Origin of the sequence: Sphaerochaeta sp., assembly GCA_022482495.1 — a bacterium.
GTDB lineage: Bacteria > Spirochaetota > Spirochaetia > Sphaerochaetales > Sphaerochaetaceae > RUG023.
On sequence record JAKVPA010000001.1, the window covers coordinates 317,965 to 335,223 of the forward strand.

General features: G+C 57.0%; 10 protein-coding genes and 1 pseudogene. 5 read left to right on the forward strand and 6 right to left on the reverse strand.

Annotated features, from left to right (window positions below; genetic code table 11):
- Positions 1–77: 77 nt before the first annotated feature.
- From LKE28_01625 to LKE28_01635, 3 genes are read right to left on the reverse strand one after another with little or no spacing between them, the layout of a single operon-like run.
- Positions 78–578: a DNA-deoxyinosine glycosylase gene (locus LKE28_01625; protein ID MCH3906969.1), complete on the reverse strand. Its 501-nt coding sequence runs from the start codon at positions 576–578 to the stop codon at positions 78–80.
- Positions 575–1,537: a hypothetical protein gene (locus LKE28_01630; GenBank protein ID MCH3906970.1), complete on the reverse strand. Its 963-nt coding sequence runs from the start codon at positions 1,535–1,537 to the stop codon at positions 575–577. Before LKE28_01630 ends, LKE28_01625 begins: the two co-directional genes overlap by 4 nt.
- Entirely contained in the window at positions 1,428–2,132 is a 705-nt protein-coding gene (locus tag LKE28_01635) for an FAD-dependent monooxygenase (protein MCH3906971.1), read from the reverse strand. Before LKE28_01635 ends, LKE28_01630 begins: the two co-directional genes overlap by 110 nt.
- A 145-nt stretch (positions 2,133–2,277) precedes the next feature.
- On the opposite strand from LKE28_01635, the gene LKE28_01640 reads away from it, so the two are divergent.
- The 5 genes and pseudogenes from LKE28_01640 (at position 2,278) to LKE28_01660 (ending at position 10,512) form a co-directional block, all read left to right on the forward strand.
- A complete protein-coding gene (locus LKE28_01640; protein MCH3906972.1) occupies positions 2,278–3,549 on the forward strand; it encodes a TolC family protein in 1,272 nt (423 codons plus the stop codon).
- A 12-nt stretch (positions 3,550–3,561) separates the two neighbouring features.
- Positions 3,562–4,512, forward strand: a complete 951-nt coding sequence (locus tag LKE28_01645; protein ID MCH3906973.1) for an efflux RND transporter periplasmic adaptor subunit — start codon at positions 3,562–3,564, stop codon at positions 4,510–4,512.
- Positions 4,513–4,571: 59 nt separating this feature from the next.
- Positions 4,572–7,687, forward strand: a pseudogene (locus LKE28_01650) (efflux RND transporter permease subunit).
- Positions 7,688–7,753: 66 nt separating this feature from the next.
- Positions 7,754–8,530 (forward strand): DMT family transporter, encoded by a 777-nt coding sequence (locus LKE28_01655; GenBank protein ID MCH3906974.1) that lies wholly within the window; start codon positions 7,754–7,756, stop codon positions 8,528–8,530.
- Positions 8,531–8,655: 125 nt separating this feature from the next.
- Entirely contained in the window at positions 8,656–10,512 is a 1,857-nt protein-coding gene (locus LKE28_01660; GenBank protein ID MCH3906975.1) for an ABC-F family ATP-binding cassette domain-containing protein, read from the forward strand.
- A 106-nt stretch (positions 10,513–10,618) separates the two neighbouring features.
- Here the strand turns inward: LKE28_01660 and LKE28_01665 are convergent, their stop codons facing one another.
- From LKE28_01665 to LKE28_01675, 3 genes are all read right to left on the reverse strand, one after another.
- Positions 10,619–11,644: a branched-chain amino acid aminotransferase gene (locus LKE28_01665; protein ID MCH3906976.1), complete on the reverse strand. Its 1,026-nt coding sequence runs from the start codon at positions 11,642–11,644 to the stop codon at positions 10,619–10,621.
- Positions 11,645–11,739: 95 nt separating this feature from the next.
- The gene (locus LKE28_01670) at positions 11,740–12,372 is read right to left on the reverse strand and encodes a DUF975 family protein (protein ID MCH3906977.1); all 633 of its coding nucleotides are present in this window, start codon (positions 12,370–12,372) and stop codon (positions 11,740–11,742) included.
- Between the two features lie 59 nt (positions 12,373–12,431).
- Entirely contained in the window at positions 12,432–16,991 is a 4,560-nt protein-coding gene (locus tag LKE28_01675; protein ID MCH3906978.1) for a hypothetical protein, read from the reverse strand.
- Between the last annotated feature and the right edge of the window lie 268 nt (positions 16,992–17,259).

Genomic DNA, 17,259 nt, shown 5'->3' on the forward strand with positions numbered 1-17,259 from the left:
CGGTACGTAATCTCCAATGGAACGAGGAATTGACTGGGGGAGGGCAGACAGTTTGTCTGCCCCCATTTTGTATCCCCTCACCCCTTCCGGATTCCCTCCAGGTAACGGGAGAGAACATCTGCGTAGATGGCGCGCTTCTCTTCCCGTGGCATCGTATTGGCGCTGCTGGGGGAAGGAAGGGCGTGGAACGCGATACCCTCGGGATAGTATCCGACCAACCGGTGGTAGAACGCCTCTGCCGTTTTCCCGGTGAAACAGACCGCCTTGAGCAACGGATGGCGGGAAATGAACGGAACCAAGTCATTGGGCTCGACCTTCCGATACCCGCTATCCAACGATCCTACCCGGTCGAACCGGGAAAGGACGTCCCACAGGGCGATATGATGGACAAGCAGCAACCGTTGCTTGTCCGCATAGGTCGAAGGCTGTTCGTTCCACAACGAAGCCATGATGGGCCAGAACCCGTTCATCCGGTTTCCGTAGTATTCCTTCCTCCGAAGCGACTCCAACGAAGGCCCCGTCCCAAGGATCAGGACACGGGCATCGACATCAGCGATCGGAGGAAACCCATCGGTCATCGCCCCAAGTATCTCCCCACGGCGTCCGCCACCGCCATGCCGTCAAGCGCGGAACTGACGATGCCGCCGGCGTATCCGGCACCTTCTCCACAGGGGAACAGGCCGTCATGGGAGACGTGCATCAGGCTTTGGGGATCACGCGGGATGCGCACCGGGGAACTGGTACGGGTCTCCGGAGCGATCAGCACCGCTTCACTGGAGAGGAACCCTTTCGCTTTGGCGCCGAACTGAGCCAGGGCCATCTGCAGGCGCTTGGAAATGAACGCGGGAAACACGGTGGAAAGATCCACACTTGCCAGCCCCGGTGCGTAACTCGTCTGGGGCAGGCTCTTGGAAAGCGTGCCGGAGAGAAAATCAGTCATCCGCTGGGCGGGGGCGACCAGGCGTCCGCCGCCAGCCTGCCAGCATCGGGATTCCAACGCCTCAAGCAGGTGCAGCATGCCCAGCTCCCCACCGAAGCGATCCTGGGGCAGATCTTCCGGATGGAGCTCCACCACCATGCCGCTGTTCGCCCACCGGCTGCTTCGCGTGGACGCGCTCATTCCGTTGACCACCAGGTGTCCGTCCTCCGTGCCTGCCGGGACGATCACTCCACCGGGACACATGCAGAACGAGTAGACGCCACGGCCCACCTGTTGGCTGACGAACGTATAGTCGGCGGGAGGAAGATACGGACCCCGCTTTCCTTTGGTATGGTACTGGATCCGGTCGATCAACTCCTGGGGATGCTCAAGGCGTACCCCGACGGCAAGCGCCTTGGCCTCCACCTCGAATCCGTTGTCAAACAGATACTGGTACATCTCCCGCGCCGAATGGCCCGTGGCAAGCACCACGGGTCCGTCATACGTATCACCCTTCTCCGTCTTCACGCCGACCACTTTGCCGGCATGGATCAGGAAGGAAGTGACCTTTTGGCCGAACTGCACGTCCCCGCCGCAGGCGATGATCGTCTTGCGCATTTCCGCCACCACCTGGGGCAACTTGTCCGAGCCGATGTGCGGCCGGGCTTCCCAAAGGATTGATTCGTCCGCTCCCATCTGACAGAACTGGGAGAGCACCTTGGAGACATCCCCCCGTTTGTCGCTGCGGGTGAACAGCTTTCCCGTCGGAGAACGCGCCGGCTCCCCCTTCCCCGAAACCATAGTTGGATTCCGGGTTGGTCCGGCCGGAACGTACCATCCGGGCGATGTCCAGCTTGCGTTGCTCGACATCATTGCCCCGTTCCAACACGATGGGACGGATGCCGATCTCCAGGAGCCGGAGGGCGCAGAACAGTCCGGCGGGACCGCTGCCGACGATGATCACCGGCTTCTTGTTCCCCACTGACTGGTAGACGGTCTTCTCCCACGCAGGAGAAGGTTCTTCGCCGGAAAACACCTGTATCTCCCGGTCAATGATGACATCCCGTCGACGCGCGTCGATGGATGAGCGGATGATCCGCATCCCTGATATATCCTGTTCGTTCACGCCCGCCGCTTTGGCGACAAGCTTTCTGAGCCGCTCATCATCCCCTGCATCCCGCGGGGAAAGACGAAGCCGTACGGTAGTATTCATGGCGACAGTGTACGCTGTGGCGTTCCTGTTGGTCAATGAAACCCCAACTACACATACTCTTCACCTAGATTCACACAACTTACAACATCAACACAGGGGAGTCTCCGTTTTGAATGTGGTATATTGGATGGCATCAGGAGCAACTATGACAAAAAGACATACAGTCATGTTATTATGTCTTGCATTGGTCCTCCCTCCCTTGTTCGGGTCAGAGCTCACCCTTGCGGATGCCATCTCAGCTGCGAAGGAAAACAACGGTACGGTCAAAGTGGCCACGTTGCAATTGCAGCAAAGCATCAGGAGTACGGAAACCAACGCGTATCTTCCTTCGTTGGAACTGGAAGCTGGCCTTTCCGCTTCCGGAAGCATCATCAACCAGAGCTTCTCATCCACCTATGCCATCGGAGGGGTCAGCTGGTCGCTGAGCACCTCTTCCCTTGCAACCTCCAAGCAAAGCAAGGAGATTACCAAACAGAAGGCCAACGTCACCTATCAGTCGACGCTGAACACCGTCACCAGCAACGTGACGACCGCCTATTGGAACGTCGTCGCGGCGAGTCTCTCCTTGGAGAGCGCGCAGAATACCCTGCAGTCAGCCCAACAGGCGCTTGAGACGGCCAAAACGAAATATGAGGCAGGAAAAGCGTCCACGCTTGCCGTCAGTCAGGCGGAAGTGACGGAAAGCGACGCGGAATACGCCGTTCTTGTCGCACAACAGACACTGGACAGCGCCCGTACGACGCTTTCCAACCTGATCGGCACCACCGGAGATTGGACGTATGAGGACATGCCGGATGCCATCACGTTGGCGACACTGGACAGTCTGCTTGCCAAACTTCCCCAGACCAACGCCATGAAAAGCTACCAGCTGGCCATTGACACTGCAAACCTGAGCAAGAAGACGACCACGGCAACCTACGTCAGCCCGAGCGTCAACGTCAGCGCCAGCACCAAGTTGGGTGGGACACTGTACAGCACCGCTTCCTCCAATCCTACCTTCGCAGACACCACCTCGGTCTCCGTCACCGTTTCCCTGCCGCTGGACCATTACCTCTCATCGTCCAGCGCCGCGGTTGCGTTGGACAATGCCGAGTATGAGGTGAAGATCGCCACACAGAACTACGCCAACGCCCTTTCGTCACTGCGCTCCTCAGTGACCAGCGCCTATGCGTCGCTCACCCAGGCGACGGCCAACCTGGACAAACTGGGAAAGCATCTGACCCTGGCCCAACAGCAGCTCGAACTGGTCAAAGCCAGTTATGAGGCGGGAAAATCAAGTTATTCGGATTATCAGAGCGCCATGCTCTCCGTGGAGAACGCCAAGCTCTCCATCCTGCAGCAGAAACTCAACTATACCATCGCTTTGTATGATCTCTCCTCGTTGCTGGAGAGTGACATCGCCGCGTTACAGGCGTAAAGGAATACGGAAATGGAAACCAAGAAATCATCTGTCGGAAGCAAAATCGTAACGATTATTCTGTTGGGCATCTGTGTCTACCTGGCAGCCATCATCGGCATGAAGTACACCAGCACCAAGAAAGATTCCCAACAAGGACAGGACATGAATGCCCAGAGTCAGGAGACCAAGACGGTCAATGTCAGTGTGGAGACGCTGCAACCAACCACATTCACCCGCACCTCCACCGTCGGAGCGGAGCTTTCCAGCAGCATGGATACGATTGACCTGTACTCCAGTGAAGTCGCCGGAAAGCTCACCGCACTGAACATCGCCGTCGGCGATGTGATCAAGGCGGGAGATGTGATCGCCACCGTCGATCCTTCCAGCCCGGGAGAACAGTACAAGCCCAGCAACGTCACCGCGCCCATCGGCGGGACGATTTACTCGGTGGACAGCTACGTCGGACAGACCATCACCACCTCCACCGTGCTGGGAACCATAGGATCGGCGGGAGACCTTCAGGTGGTCGTCAATCTCAGCGAGCGGTTCCTGTCCACCGTCAGCGTTGGAATGAAGGCGACATTCACCACCATGGCGTGGCCTGATGAGCCGTTTGACGCGACGATCACCTCGATCAGCCCGAAGATCAACGCCAGCAACCGCACATTCCAGGTGACGCTTTCCATCGACAAGCCGGATCAGCGGTTGAAGGAAGGCATGTACGTCAAACTCAAGTTGATCATCGAACAGGTGGACAACGCCATCGTCGTACCGACCAAGGCGATCAGCACGTACCTGGGCAACTCCGTCGTCTTCATCGCCGATGGCACCACAGCCAAGCGGGTCCAGGTGACACTCGGCTCGGCCAATGACTCGGAGACGGTCATCACCAGTGGCCTTGCCTCAGGCGACAGCCTGATCACCGCCGGTTCGGTGACGGACGGCAGCACCATTGCCGTCGTAGAGGGAGAGAACGAATGAAACTCAGTGAATTATCAGTACGGCGTCCCGTACTGATCACGATGGTGTACGTCATCATCATGGTCATCTGCGCCATGTTCATCTCCAACCTGCAGATATCACTCTATCCGTCGGTATCCATGCCGATCATCTCCGTGATGGTCGACTGCAACGAGGCGGGTCCGGAAGAGATCGAGCAACAGGTGGCCAAGGTGTTGGAAAACAACCTCGGTTCGTTGGAAAACCTCAATACCATATCTTCCACATCCTCGGAAGGCCAGGCGTTCGTCACGCTGGAATTCAACTACGGCACCGACCTGGATGACGCAGAGGACGATGTACAGTCGGAGATCAACACGCTGGTCGGCAGGGATTCGTTCCCCGATTGGGCGGATACGCCTACCATCTTCCGTTTTGACCGGATGAACAACTCGTCGTTCATGCGGCTGGTGATGAGCGGCTCCTCCGACCTTGACCAGTTGAAGGAAATCGCCGAAGACGACGTCTCACCGATGTTGCTTCGTGTCAGTGGGGTCTCCCAGGTGGAAGTCATGGGAACCGGAACGAAGAAGTACGAAGTGAAAGTCGATCCCATCAAGCTTGCCGCCTACGACTTGACGCTGACCAACGTCAAGACGGCGCTTGCCAACGCCAACATCAACGACACCCAAGGGACGATCACCCAGGATTCGATGAACTACACCATCAGCATGGATGAGCGGTTCATGAATCTGGATGACATCCGCCAGACGGTGGTCTCCACCATCGACGGGGCGGACATCACGGTGGATGACATCGCCACGGTGGAATCAGCCCACAGCACCGGCCAGGAACGGTACCTGGATGGGAACCAGGTGATCAACCTGTCCGTCTCCAACGACAGTGACGCCAACAGCACCACCGTCGCCAAGGCGGTCAGGGCAGCGCTCCCTGAGATCAACGCTTCCCTGCCTGACGGCGTGAAGGTGACGATCCAGCGGGATGAGACCACGTTGATCTCCTCCACGTTGAACGAGGTGTACGCCAACGCCATTCGAAGGTATTCTGCTTGCCGCCTTGTTCATCTTCCTGTTCCTTCGCAACATCAAGGCGACGCTGATCATCTCCCTTTCCATGCCGATCTCCATTCTGATCACCCTGATGGTCATGTCCATGGCGGACATCACCGTCAACAGCATGTCGATGAGCGGTTTGATCCTCGGCATCGGCATGATCGTCGACGCGTCCATCATCATTCTGGAGAACACGTACAACTACCGGGAACGGGGCAACAGCCCTGCCGCGTCGGCAATTCTCGGCTCGGAGAACATGACCACCGCCATCATGGCGTCCACGTTGACGACGATCTGTGTCTTCGTGCCGCTGATCATCTTCAAGAACAAACTGGAAATGATCGGCATCATGTTCCAGGATCTGATCTGGACGGTCATCATATCGCTGCTCGCCTCAATGTTCGTCGCCTTCACGCTGGTTCCGGCGTTAAGCGGCTCCATCCTGAAGCTGAACACCCGTGTGCAGAAACCATTGAAATTCCGCCTGCTCCGCTGGATGGATAATGTGGGCATCAAGATTGAGCAGAAGCTGGAAAACGGCTATGCCAACGTGCTGGACTACTTCCTCTCCCACCGGTTCCTGCTGATCATGCTGCTGGTGCTCCTGGTGTTGTTCAGCTTCACCTACGTCACCGGCATCGGCATGAACCTCACCCCGGCGATGAACACCGATGACTCGGTCAACATGTCGCTGACGCTACCTGCCGGCACCAACAACTCCGTCACCAAAACGGAACTGTTCGCCATGCAGACCAAGTTGACGGAAACGCTTCCGGAAGGCTCGTACACCCAGATCATGGTCAACGTTGGAACGAGCAACACGGGAAGTATCAGCATCTCGATGCCGGACATCGAGGAGCAGAAGTATACGGCCAATGATCTGAAGAAGCTGATCAGACCGCTGATGAGCGGTAACCCTGACGCTTCCTGGACGTTCAGCGGCGGTCGTGGACCGGGCAATTCCAGCCCGATCGACGTGACGGTAACCGGCAACGACCTGACCAAGATTGAGAGCGCCACCAAGGAAATCGCCGCGATCATCAACTCCTACGTGCCGGAAGCCACCGATGTGACCACCGACCTGGAGAACGGATCGCCGCGCATCACCATGACGATCGACAAGAAGGTGGCGAACGACCTGGGCGTTTCGATGAGCGCCATCAACACCACCGTCTCCTACGCGCTTACCGGTACGACGGCGACGACGATCTCCACGTTCAACAGCGACACCACCTACAGTCTGGTCGTCATGATGGATGATACCTCCATCACATCGATCAACGAACTGGGAGGCTTGCTTGTCGCCGGAACCAACGGTAACGTGCGGTTGGATACCTTGGCAAGCTTCTCCATCAGCAGCGGACCGTCCACCATCAGCCGTGAGAACAAGAAACGGGTGAACAACGTGACGGCGAAACTGGCTGACGGATATACTGCCAGTGAAGTCCAGGCCAAGGTGGAGAGCGCGCTTGCAGAGCACTTTACCGCCCCTGACGGCGTGGTGGTCGGAAACAATGGTGATATCCGGCAACTTTCCAACTACGGGCCGACGCTGGTGATGATCGTCCTTCTGGCCCTCCTTCTGGTCTTCGCCGTCATGGCAGGGTCAGTTCGAGAGCTTGGTCGATCCGTTCATCATCTTCGCCACTATTCCGCTTCTGTCCATCGGCGTCATCTTCATCCACGTGCTCATGAACCAGAGCTTCAGCCTGTTCTCCGTGGTGGGCATCGTCGCCTTGATCGGTGTGGTCGTCAACAACGGCATCGTGTTGGTCGATTCGATCAACCAGCGGGTGCGCAAGCACGAACCGGTCAGACAAGCCTGTCTGGAATCGGCACGGACTCGTCTCCGCCCGATTCTGATGACCACGCTGACCACCGTCGTCGGCATGATCCCGCTGGCGTTCTTCCCGGGCAGCGGCTCGGAGATGATGCAGCCGATCGCGCTGACGTTCGTCGGAGGATTGCTCACCGGCGCGTTCCTGACGCTGTTCCTCTCCCCGGTGCTGTATTCGATCATCAACACCCGGCGTGAGAAGAAGTACGACGATCCCAGGACACTGGCCAACCAGCTCGCCCTGTTCGACCAGCATCGCAACGATCCCCAGCCGGTCAAACCCGCTGACGAATCGCAGGATACGTGATCTCTTCCAAGCCCCCGCAGTTCGCGGGGGCTTGTTTTGTTTTCCGTTTCGCGCAAGAATCGCCGTATGTCTTCCCTTGTCATCGGCCATCTGTTCGCCCTGACCACCGCGTTCTGTTGGGCGGAGAACGCCCTGATCTGGGGATACTTGGGCAAACGGGTCGGTTCCACCGAGACGGCGCACATCCGGATGTGGATCGCCACTCCAGTGCTGTTCCTCCTCGCCAGGATGATCGACGGACCGGTCCATGCGGACATCCGCACCTGGCTGATCCTCCTTGCCAGCGGATGCTTGGGTTATTTCGTCACCGATGTGGCCGTCTTCCGGGCTTACGTACTGCTGGGAACACGGAAAACCGTCGCCATCCAGACACTCAGTCCGGTCTGCAGCGCCCTGCTCTCATTGGCGCTGTTTGGAGAGCGGCTCTCGTCCCAACAAATCATGGGACTCGCCATAGCCATCACCGGCGTCGCTCTGGTGATCATCCAACAGAAGAAAGAAACCGGGCCAGCGCAGAAATCTGGGATCCTGTTCGCCGTATTCGGTGCCGTCGTCCAAGCGCTTTCCCTGGTGCTCACCAAATACGCGCTCACCTCCTCCGGCGCTCTGACCACCAACATGATCCGTTGTCTTGGTGGGTTGATCAGCCTGTTTCTGTTTTCTCTCTTCCGGAAGAACCTGGTACACGACTTCTCCTCGTACCATTCAAGCGGTCTGTCTCTGTTCCTGCTTTTGGCGCTTGGCTCCCTGTTGGGCCCGATCATCGGCATGAGCAGTGAGATGCAGGCGTTCCGTTTCGCCCCCCTGGGACCGTCACGGCAATCTCCCAGTCAAGCCCGGTGATCCTCCTGATCCAGGAAGGTGTGCTGGGCAGAAAACGAGTGTCGTTCAAAGAAGCAATGTTCACTCTCTGGGCGGTAGGAGGAATCGCCTTGCTGTTCATCGCCGATTAGGATACAGTTGCCCGTATGAATATTCTTTCCGTCGAACGTCTTGCCAAAACCGTCAATGATGTCCCGCTGTTTCATGATGCCAGTTTCGGCTTGGACGAAGGGGAACATGTCGGTCTGGTCGGGCATAACGGAGCGGGGAAATCCACGCTGCTCTCCACGCTCGCCGGCGCCATTTCCCCGGACGAAGGGACCGTCTCCCTGAAGAAGGGAACCGATGTGGTGCTCCTCCCCCAACGGATCACATTCACGGAAGACGAAACGGTCGCTTCCTTCCTGTTCTCCGGAATGGGAAGACGGATCGAACTCCGCAAGGAATATCTCCACGCAGACACAAAAACGATGGCAACATTGGACGAAGAGATGCATGCGCTGGATGGCTGGAATCTGGAGCAGGACTACCAGGCGCTCCTCAGCCAGCTGGGGATGGAGGGCATGGATGACCGTCTTCTTTCCACGCTTTCCGGGGGACAGTTGAAAAAGGTCGCCATCGCACGGGTGCTGGCGGCAAAACCGAACCTGCTGATGCTGGATGAGCCGACCAACCATCTGGACATCGAGACGATCATCTGGTTGCAGGAGTACGTCCGTGCCTCACAGATGACCATCATCATCGTCACCCATGACCGATATTTCCTGGATGAAGTCGCAACCTCCATTTTGGAACTGGATGGGGGACGAGTATTTCTCCATCCCGGCTCATTCGCCGACTATCTGCAACGCCGTGAAGAACGGCTCTCCATGGAAGAGAAGGAGCAGGCGCGGATCAAAACGATCCTCCGCAGGGAATTGGAATGGCTGAAACATGGGCCAAAGGCCAGGACCGGCAAGGACAGCGGCAGGAAGGATCGCATCAAGGAGATGCAGGCGGAGCAACACTCCGTACGGCAGACCGGGCAGAAGGCGTTTGAAAGCATCGATCGACGGTTGGGTAAGAAAGTACTCCGTCTGGAGCACATCACCAAAGCGTACGGCGACCATCTGCTGTTCCGTGATTTCTCCTACGATTTCCTTGCCGGCGAGCGCATTGGGTTGATCGGTCCCAACGGCTGCGGGAAAAGCACGTTGCTTGACATCATCACCGGCGTGGTGAAGCCGGACAGCGGGACGGTGGACGTCGGCGTGAACACCGTGTTCGGTTACTATGACCAGCGGGGACGCAACCTCCCGGAAGCAAAAACCATTACGGAATACATCACCGACATCGCCGAGCGGATCCGGCTCTCCCAGGATGAAGTGGTCTCCCCTGCCCGCTTTCTGGAACTGTTCGGCTTCCCGGAGAAGATGCAGCGTCTTCCCATCGCGCGGCTTTCCGGAGGGGAACGCAGACGACTGTATTTGGTCTCCACGTTGATCACCAACCCCAATTTTCTGCTGTTGGACGAACCGACCAACGACCTGGACCTGGAAACGATGGAAAACCTGGAATCCTATATCCAGGATTTCTCCGGTTGTGCCCTGGTCGTCAGCCATGACCGGGCGTTCCTCGACCAGGCGTGTGACCACCAGTTCATTCTGGGAGACAAAGAGGGCAACGTAATCAACTGGCCGGGAAGCTACACTGACTGGCACGACCAGCAAACCCAATCACAACCAGAACAACCATCAACCACCCAATCGAAACAGCAGAAACGGGAACACCAGGAAAAGAAAGGCCTTTCCTACAAAGAGGCGGAGGAATACCAATCCCTCACCAAGAAGATTGACCAGTTGACCAAGGAACAGCAAACCTTGGAAGCCAGTTTCTCCACCCTCCAGCCCACCGAACTGGGCACCCTGCAGGAACGCACCAAGCGGTACGACCAGAACAAACAGCTTCTTTCCACCATGGAAGACCGTTGGTTGGAACTGGCGGAGAAAGCGGAAGAAACCTAATCTTCCCCAGAACATTTTCCCACGACATTTTCGGTACCAAATACGCGGTTACGAAAAAACCGTACCTTCCTTGCGGTTGGTACGGTTTTCGTGCAGTGAGAGATGGTTATTTGATCTCGTGGATCCACCCTTGTGGCGGTTCGATCCTTCCCATCTGAATTCCGGTGAGCGTGTCGTACAGTTTGGTGATGTACGGACCGGCATGATCCATTCCACTGGGAAGCAGAATGTCTCCGTCCTTGGTATGGACGCTGCCGATCGGGCAGATCACCGCGGCGGTACCGCAGACACCGGCTTCGGCGAAATCCTTCAGCTCGGTGAATTTGACCGGCCGTTCTTCCACCGGCATGTGCAGGTAGTGCTCTGCGACGTACTCGATGCTCCTTCGCGTTACGGACGGCAGGATCGACGGGCTCTTCGGAGTGACCAGTTTTCCATCCTTGGTGATGAACACGAAGTTTGCTCCACCGGTTTCCTCGATATAGGTCCGGGTTGCGGCATCAAGGAACATGTTTTCATTGAACCCAAGTTTGTGGGCCAACGTACCGGCGTACAGGCTCATCGCATAGTTCAATCCTGCTTTGATGTGTCCGGTGCCATGCGGCGCGGCACGATCGTAATCGGAGACCATCAGGCGGATCGGTTTCACACCGCCCTTGAAATACGGCCCGACCGGCGTGCAGAACATCCGGAATTGATACTCAGGAGCCGGAGCGACACCAATGACCGGACCGGAACCGAACATCACCGGGCGTACGTAGAGCGTCGCGCCGCTGCCATACGGAGGTACCCATGAGAGATTCGCTTTGACCACTTGGTCAAGCGCTTCCATGAAACGATCTTCCGGGAAGGTGGGGATCAACAGTCGGTTGCAGCTGTCCTGCAGCCGCTTGGCGTTGAGATCCGGACGGAACGTCACCGTTCTTCCATCCTCCGTGGTGTACGCCTTCAGCCCTTCAAAGCAGGACTGTGAGTACTGCAACACACCCGCGCATTCGTTGATCATGAAATCGGCATCCTTTGTCAGGCCGCCTTTGTCCCATGCCCCATCCTTCCAGTCAGAGACATAGCGATAGTCGGTCTTGATGTAGCTGAATCCTAAATTCGCCCAATCAATCGCTTTCTTTTCCATAGAAAAAACCTTCCTTGCAATGAACAATTCGATTGTAGCAACATGGGCATATTATTGCTAGTACATATGCAATCTTTTGTGTTTTTATGCAATTCTTATGAGGCGGAATCGACCAGGCGACGATAGTAGCCGGCCAACGCGGTTTCGTAGTACGGGAACACATAGATTCCGGCGATACCACAGGTGACCGCCACCAGCAACCACCAGGGCAGGAAGGAAAGCTGGAAGACGAAATACTCCCACTTGTGCCCCTGCATCAGGCGCCGGCTCTCCGTGATGGCGGCGCTTCCCCGCAGTTCCGGACGCTCGGCCATCAAGAAATAGGATTGGCTGTATGAGATGGCTTTGATGATCCCCGGCACCACACACAGGAGCGACCAGAGGATCAAATAGACGGACAGAAGCAGATTGAACCACACCACCCTTCCAAAATCCGAGAACCCATCGAACAAGGTACGCACTTTGATGGGTTGCCCCTGGTGGGTGTCCAGGTACACATAGGTAAGACCCAGCAATAAGGGTGGATTGAGCAACAGCATACCCACCAGATCAAGCGGGATGGCGGGAAACCACAGGAATGTGTCTTCCCATGGCGGAGTGTTCTGGCTGGTCAGAACCAGCCGGATGGCACCATACACCAGCGAAACAACAAACAATTTTCCGATATGCCCCTTGATTCGCATTCTGGCTTCCTGCTTAACAGCGCTGCGCCATCCTGTGTTTCCCATGGTTTCTCCTTTGAACAAGAAATCCCCCCGGAAACCCGGGGGGAACAACACTGCGAAGATTAGAACTGGTACGTAAGTCCGACAGAGACCGTACCACGTGTCTGCGCGAGACTGCTGCCAGCGAAGCCAAGCTTCACGCCCGCTTCGGCAAACACCCCAAGGTTGTCGGTGAAGTCATACTTCACACCGGCATATCCACCGAGGCTGAACAGGACGGAATTGGTTCCTTCCGGAACGAACTCAGCTCCGACGAGCAATCCGCCATACAGATACTTCCCAGCGTAACCGACCGTTGCTGCCAACGGGATGCTATTGGCGTTCCCGTTAAGTCCGAAGCCGTATCCGGTATCAAGCCCGAAATACAGACCACTGGAGAGTTTGTATCCCAGTCTCAGTCCCACACCGATCTGCGGGAATCCTTCGCTGCCATACACACCGTACCCGCCCAAGCCAATGACGAAATTCGATGTCGTGGCAGGAGTTTCCGCCTTCGGGGCTTCCGCGACCACCACAGGAGCGGCAACAGGAGCTTCCGCCTTCGGGGCTTCCGCGACCGGTTTGGGTTCTTCAGCCTTCGGAGCTGCGGCAACCGCAACCGGTTTGGTCACGTTGACGCCTTCCGGTCCGGCAGTGACAAGCGTGCCATCGCTGAAGGAGATCTTCCGCACACCATTCTCTTCGCTGTAGCCCGTAGCCGCGGCGGTGATCACCTGTCCATCGGCAACGAAGCCCTGCGGTCCGTATTCCAGACCATCAGCCAGCGTGAGGCGGGCAACCGATCCATCCTTCGCGATGACGGCTTTCATGCCATCGGCGTAGGCGATCGTCTTGCTTCCATCAGCAGCCAGCGAGAAACCGGTGATCGCAGAGGAACTCACATCCAATCCCTGATATCTGGTATGGACGCCGTTCTCATCCGCCGCAATCTCAGCGCCGGAAGCGAACATCACATCCACGATGGAGTCACCCTTGGTGTAGACCATCATGCCATCATCGAAGGAGAGCAACCGCTCATCACCCTGCGTCTGGAAACCGTTGACGGCAGCCTTGGTGACCACGATTCCACGATAGCTGGTTTCCCAACCATCCGGGGATGTCGCGATGGTGATGCCGTTGGGAGAAGCGATGTTCACCCAACCGGATTTCTGTACCGTCAGGACAACGCCATCCGCATACGTGACCTTCTGGGAACCATCAGACGCTTTGGCATATCCGACGATCGCGGATTCGCTGATCGCCGTATTGCCATAGAACGTTCCAACCCATGAGCCATCGGTGGCAAACACCAGACCGTTGGGAAGCGCATAGGCGAGATTCCCTTCCGGCATGACGATCAACACGGACTGATCACCGTACAGCAACGCCAGACTGCCATCCGCTTCACCCGCGAACTGCTGTACCGGCGTGTCGTTGACCACCACACCCGCGATGGAAGTCTGCATGTCATCCAGCGCGTTGATCTGCACCTTCAACGAATTGGGCAGGGAGACCGTCGTCACACCCGTAGCGGCGACATCAACCTTCATACCGTTTTCGTAGGCAAGATGTTTGGCGCCCGATGCATCGGCAGCGTATCCGGTGATCGCGACCGTCGAGACCACCTGTCCCGCGAACGAAGTTGCCATACCATCTTTGGTGAAGGCAACCGCCATTCCGTTGGGAAGCTCCACGTTGCCAAATCCAGCCTGGTCAACCGAAGCGACCATGCCATCAGCATAGGTGACGCTCTTCGTTCCGTTGCTCGCCGAGAACTTGGTGATCGGCTGGTCGGAAACAACCACCGATCCGTAGGTCGTCAGTGTTCCGGTCTTGGTGAACGCAACCTTCACCCCGTTGGGAAGCGCGATCGTCGCGTATCCCGCTTTGTCGACGGAAACAACAGTGCCATCCTTGTAGGTCAGCACACGCGTTCCATCCGCACCACTCTTGAATCCGAGAATCGGCTGGTCCGTCACTACAAAGCCGGCGAACGAGGTCTTCATGCTGCCGTTTTTGGCGACTGCCACCGTGATGCCGTTTGCCGCGGTATAGGTGGTCGTACCATCAGAAGCCGTCGTAACCTTGACATCATCCCCATAAGAGACCGCAGGTGCCTGGGCCTTGACAGGTGCTGGTGCCGGAGCCGGTTTCGGTGCCGGAGCGGTTACCGTCGCTGTGCCGGACGCATCCACAGAGAGCACCGTTCCATCGGCGAAGCCAACCTTCCGCACTCCGTTGGAACTGGCCGCGTACGCGCTGATCGGAGCGGTCGTTACCGTCTTGCCACCTTCGGTAGTGACCGTACCAGACTTGGTGAACGCGACGCTCACGCCGTTTTTCAGATTTACCGTAGCGAAGCCCTTGGCATCCACCACAACCGACGTTCCATCGGCATAGGAGACGGTCCGGGAACCATCAGATCCAAGCTGGTAGCCGGCGATGGCCGCAGTGGTCAGCGGTTGGCCAAGGAACGAGGTGACCTCGCCCTGTTTGGTGAACGCGACCGTCATGCCATTGCCCAGATCCACCGTACCAAAGCCATTGGCGTCAATGGCAACAGAGGTGCCATCCGCATACCCAATGGTACGGGAACCATCTTTCTTCACCGCATACAGCGTGATGCCCGCGTTGGTGATCGGAAGTCCTTCATACGAAGTGGTCATTCCGCTTGCCGTGAAGGCGACGCTGACGCCATTGCCCAAGCTCACCGTAGCGAACCCTTTGGGATCGACGACCACGGACGAACCATCAGCATAGGCGACTTTGCGGGAACCATCAGAAAGCGTCTCGTAGGACACGATTGCTGCTTTGCTCACCGGCTGGCCGAGATAGGACGTCACCATGCCATCTTGGGTGAACGCAACCGTCATACCGTTACCGACATCCACCGTGGCGAACCCTTTGGCGTCAACCGCAACGGAAGAACCATCGGCATATCCGATGCGCTTGGCACCGTCTTTACTGGAAGAGAAAGAAATGATATCAGCCGTGGAGACCACCTGGCCGCCATACAGCGTGTTCGTTCCCTTGGCGGTAAACGCCACACTCAGGCCATTGCCCAAGGCAATCGTGGCATATCCCGCTTTGTCCACGGAAACAACCGTACCATCCTGGTAGGTCAGCACTCGGGAGCCATCAGCGGCTTTGGAGAACGAAACAATCGTCTCATCCGTCAACGGGACTCCGGCGAACGAGGTCTTCATGCTGCCGTCTTTCGCCACCACAACCGTCAGCCCATTCTGGGCGGTATACGTCGTGGACCCATCCGATGCCGTGGCAACCGCCACATCCTCACCGTAGGGTTTCGGGGCTTCCACCGGAGCAGGAGCCGGGGTCTCTGCTTTTGCGGGTGCCGGAGCCGGAGCCTCAGCCTTTGCTGGCGCTGGCGCTGGTGCCGGTGTCTCTACCTTTGCCGGGGCAGGAGCTGGTTTCGCTTCTTCCGTCTTCGCAGGAGAGGTCACCACAACGGGTTGTTCCGCTACGGTCGGCACTTGCTTCTTCGAGCAGGAAGCCAAAATGATGATAATCAACACCACAACCGCGACAATGACCCAAATCAGCCATTTGGGGAATTTGCCCGATTTCTTACCGTCTCCCGTTCCTCCGCCTCCTGTAGCAGACGCTGCAGGAGCCTCCTGTTTCGCAACCGCCGGTTTCTGTGTTACTTCCGCCGGTTTCTTCTGCTCATCGTCCATTGGTACCTTCTTTCCTTCTGCCATTGTTTCCTTCTTTGCGGTCGGCGCCTTCAGCGTCTTGGCCGCACCCTTTTTATCAGACACCCTGGCCTGCCCTGCAGGTTCAGGAGTCTTATCCATGTGTACAGAGGAACCAGTCACCTTCGGTTCCGGTGCTGATTCAGGACGAGCCATACCGTCAATGGCGGTACGTTCCGTCGTGTAATACCCAGCTTTGGCGTTGACCAACGCTTTCAGTTCCGAGATGTTGTCATCAAGGTTCGGGTCAATATCGTTGAGACGGGGTTGCTTGCGGAATGCCGTGGGTTTGTCCAGCTTCCACGTAGCGACCGCCTCAAGCTCATCACAGACCCGTTCCAACGGAACAGCGGTCTGTGTGGTGATGGTCAGTTGCTTCTGGATGGCGTCACGCTCAGCTCGGAGCGCTTTTCGCTTCTCATTGTACTGGGCTTTCAGGGCATCATCGGCCCCAGATGGGGTTTTCGCCGCTTTGATCTCCCCAAGTTTCGCATCCAACGCCTGTTGCTGTGACTGGAGTTCAAGATAGCTCTTATCATACGCCTTGGCGCTTTGTCGGGCCTGATACAACAACTGCTGGACAGTGATGTGTTGGATCCGGTGATAGATTTCCCGGACGGATTCCGTCCCCATCGAAGCCTCATCCAGATCGGGCACGACTTCGGGTTCCGGAGCGATTTCCGGCCGTTCCATTTCCTCGGCAGCCTTTGCCTCGTCCTGTACAACCGGTTTCTCCACCGTATCCTCCACTTCAGGCCGTGCAAATGGCTGCTTCGGTTCCTGGGAAGGAGCTGGCTCGGTTGGCTTGATGCTGACGACGGACTTGCTCCGGGGAGAAGATGCAGCAGCCGCCTGTTTGTTCTTTTTTTCCGCAATCTCCGCCTTCAGCCGTGCCTCAAGCAAAGCCTTTGCTTTGGCGTCACTCATCACCTTCACAGGTGATTCTTTGGGCGCAAGGTTTGTCCGCCCTTGTACACCAGCATTCTTCTTCACTGGAGCCGTTCTCCGGACTGAACGACATTTGTACCGTTTGCTCGACATGCATCTCCTCCTGACTCTGGATACAGAACCCTTAGTTTGATGATGGAACTGCTTTCCCTCGTTGTCAAGGAAAAGAGCCCAAAAGCCACAAAATGGATGACGTATTGGCAGATTTTTCATCACTTCCTTTGTTTCTTGTGGTTCTTTTTCCCCT

Coding starts and splice junctions, on each gene's coding strand:
- LKE28_01625 (MCH3906969.1), bottom strand. CDS start 578: ATGACCGATGGGTTTCCTCCGATCGCTGATGTCGATGCCCGTGTCCTG.
- LKE28_01630 (MCH3906970.1), bottom strand. CDS start 1,537: ATGCGCAAGACGATCATCGCCTGCGGCGGGGACGTGCAGTTCGGCCAA.
- LKE28_01635 (MCH3906971.1), bottom strand. CDS start 2,132: ATGAATACTACCGTACGGCTTCGTCTTTCCCCGCGGGATGCAGGGGAT.
- LKE28_01640 (MCH3906972.1), top strand. CDS start 2,278: ATGACAAAAAGACATACAGTCATGTTATTATGTCTTGCATTGGTCCTC.
- LKE28_01645 (MCH3906973.1), top strand. CDS start 3,562: ATGGAAACCAAGAAATCATCTGTCGGAAGCAAAATCGTAACGATTATT.
- LKE28_01655 (MCH3906974.1), top strand. CDS start 7,754: ATGTCTTCCCTTGTCATCGGCCATCTGTTCGCCCTGACCACCGCGTTC.
- LKE28_01660 (MCH3906975.1), top strand. CDS start 8,656: ATGAATATTCTTTCCGTCGAACGTCTTGCCAAAACCGTCAATGATGTC.
- LKE28_01665 (MCH3906976.1), bottom strand. CDS start 11,644: ATGGAAAAGAAAGCGATTGATTGGGCGAATTTAGGATTCAGCTACATC.
- LKE28_01670 (MCH3906977.1), bottom strand. CDS start 12,372: ATGGGAAACACAGGATGGCGCAGCGCTGTTAAGCAGGAAGCCAGAATG.
- LKE28_01675 (MCH3906978.1), bottom strand. CDS start 16,991: ATGAGTGACGCCAAAGCAAAGGCTTTGCTTGAGGCACGGCTGAAGGCG.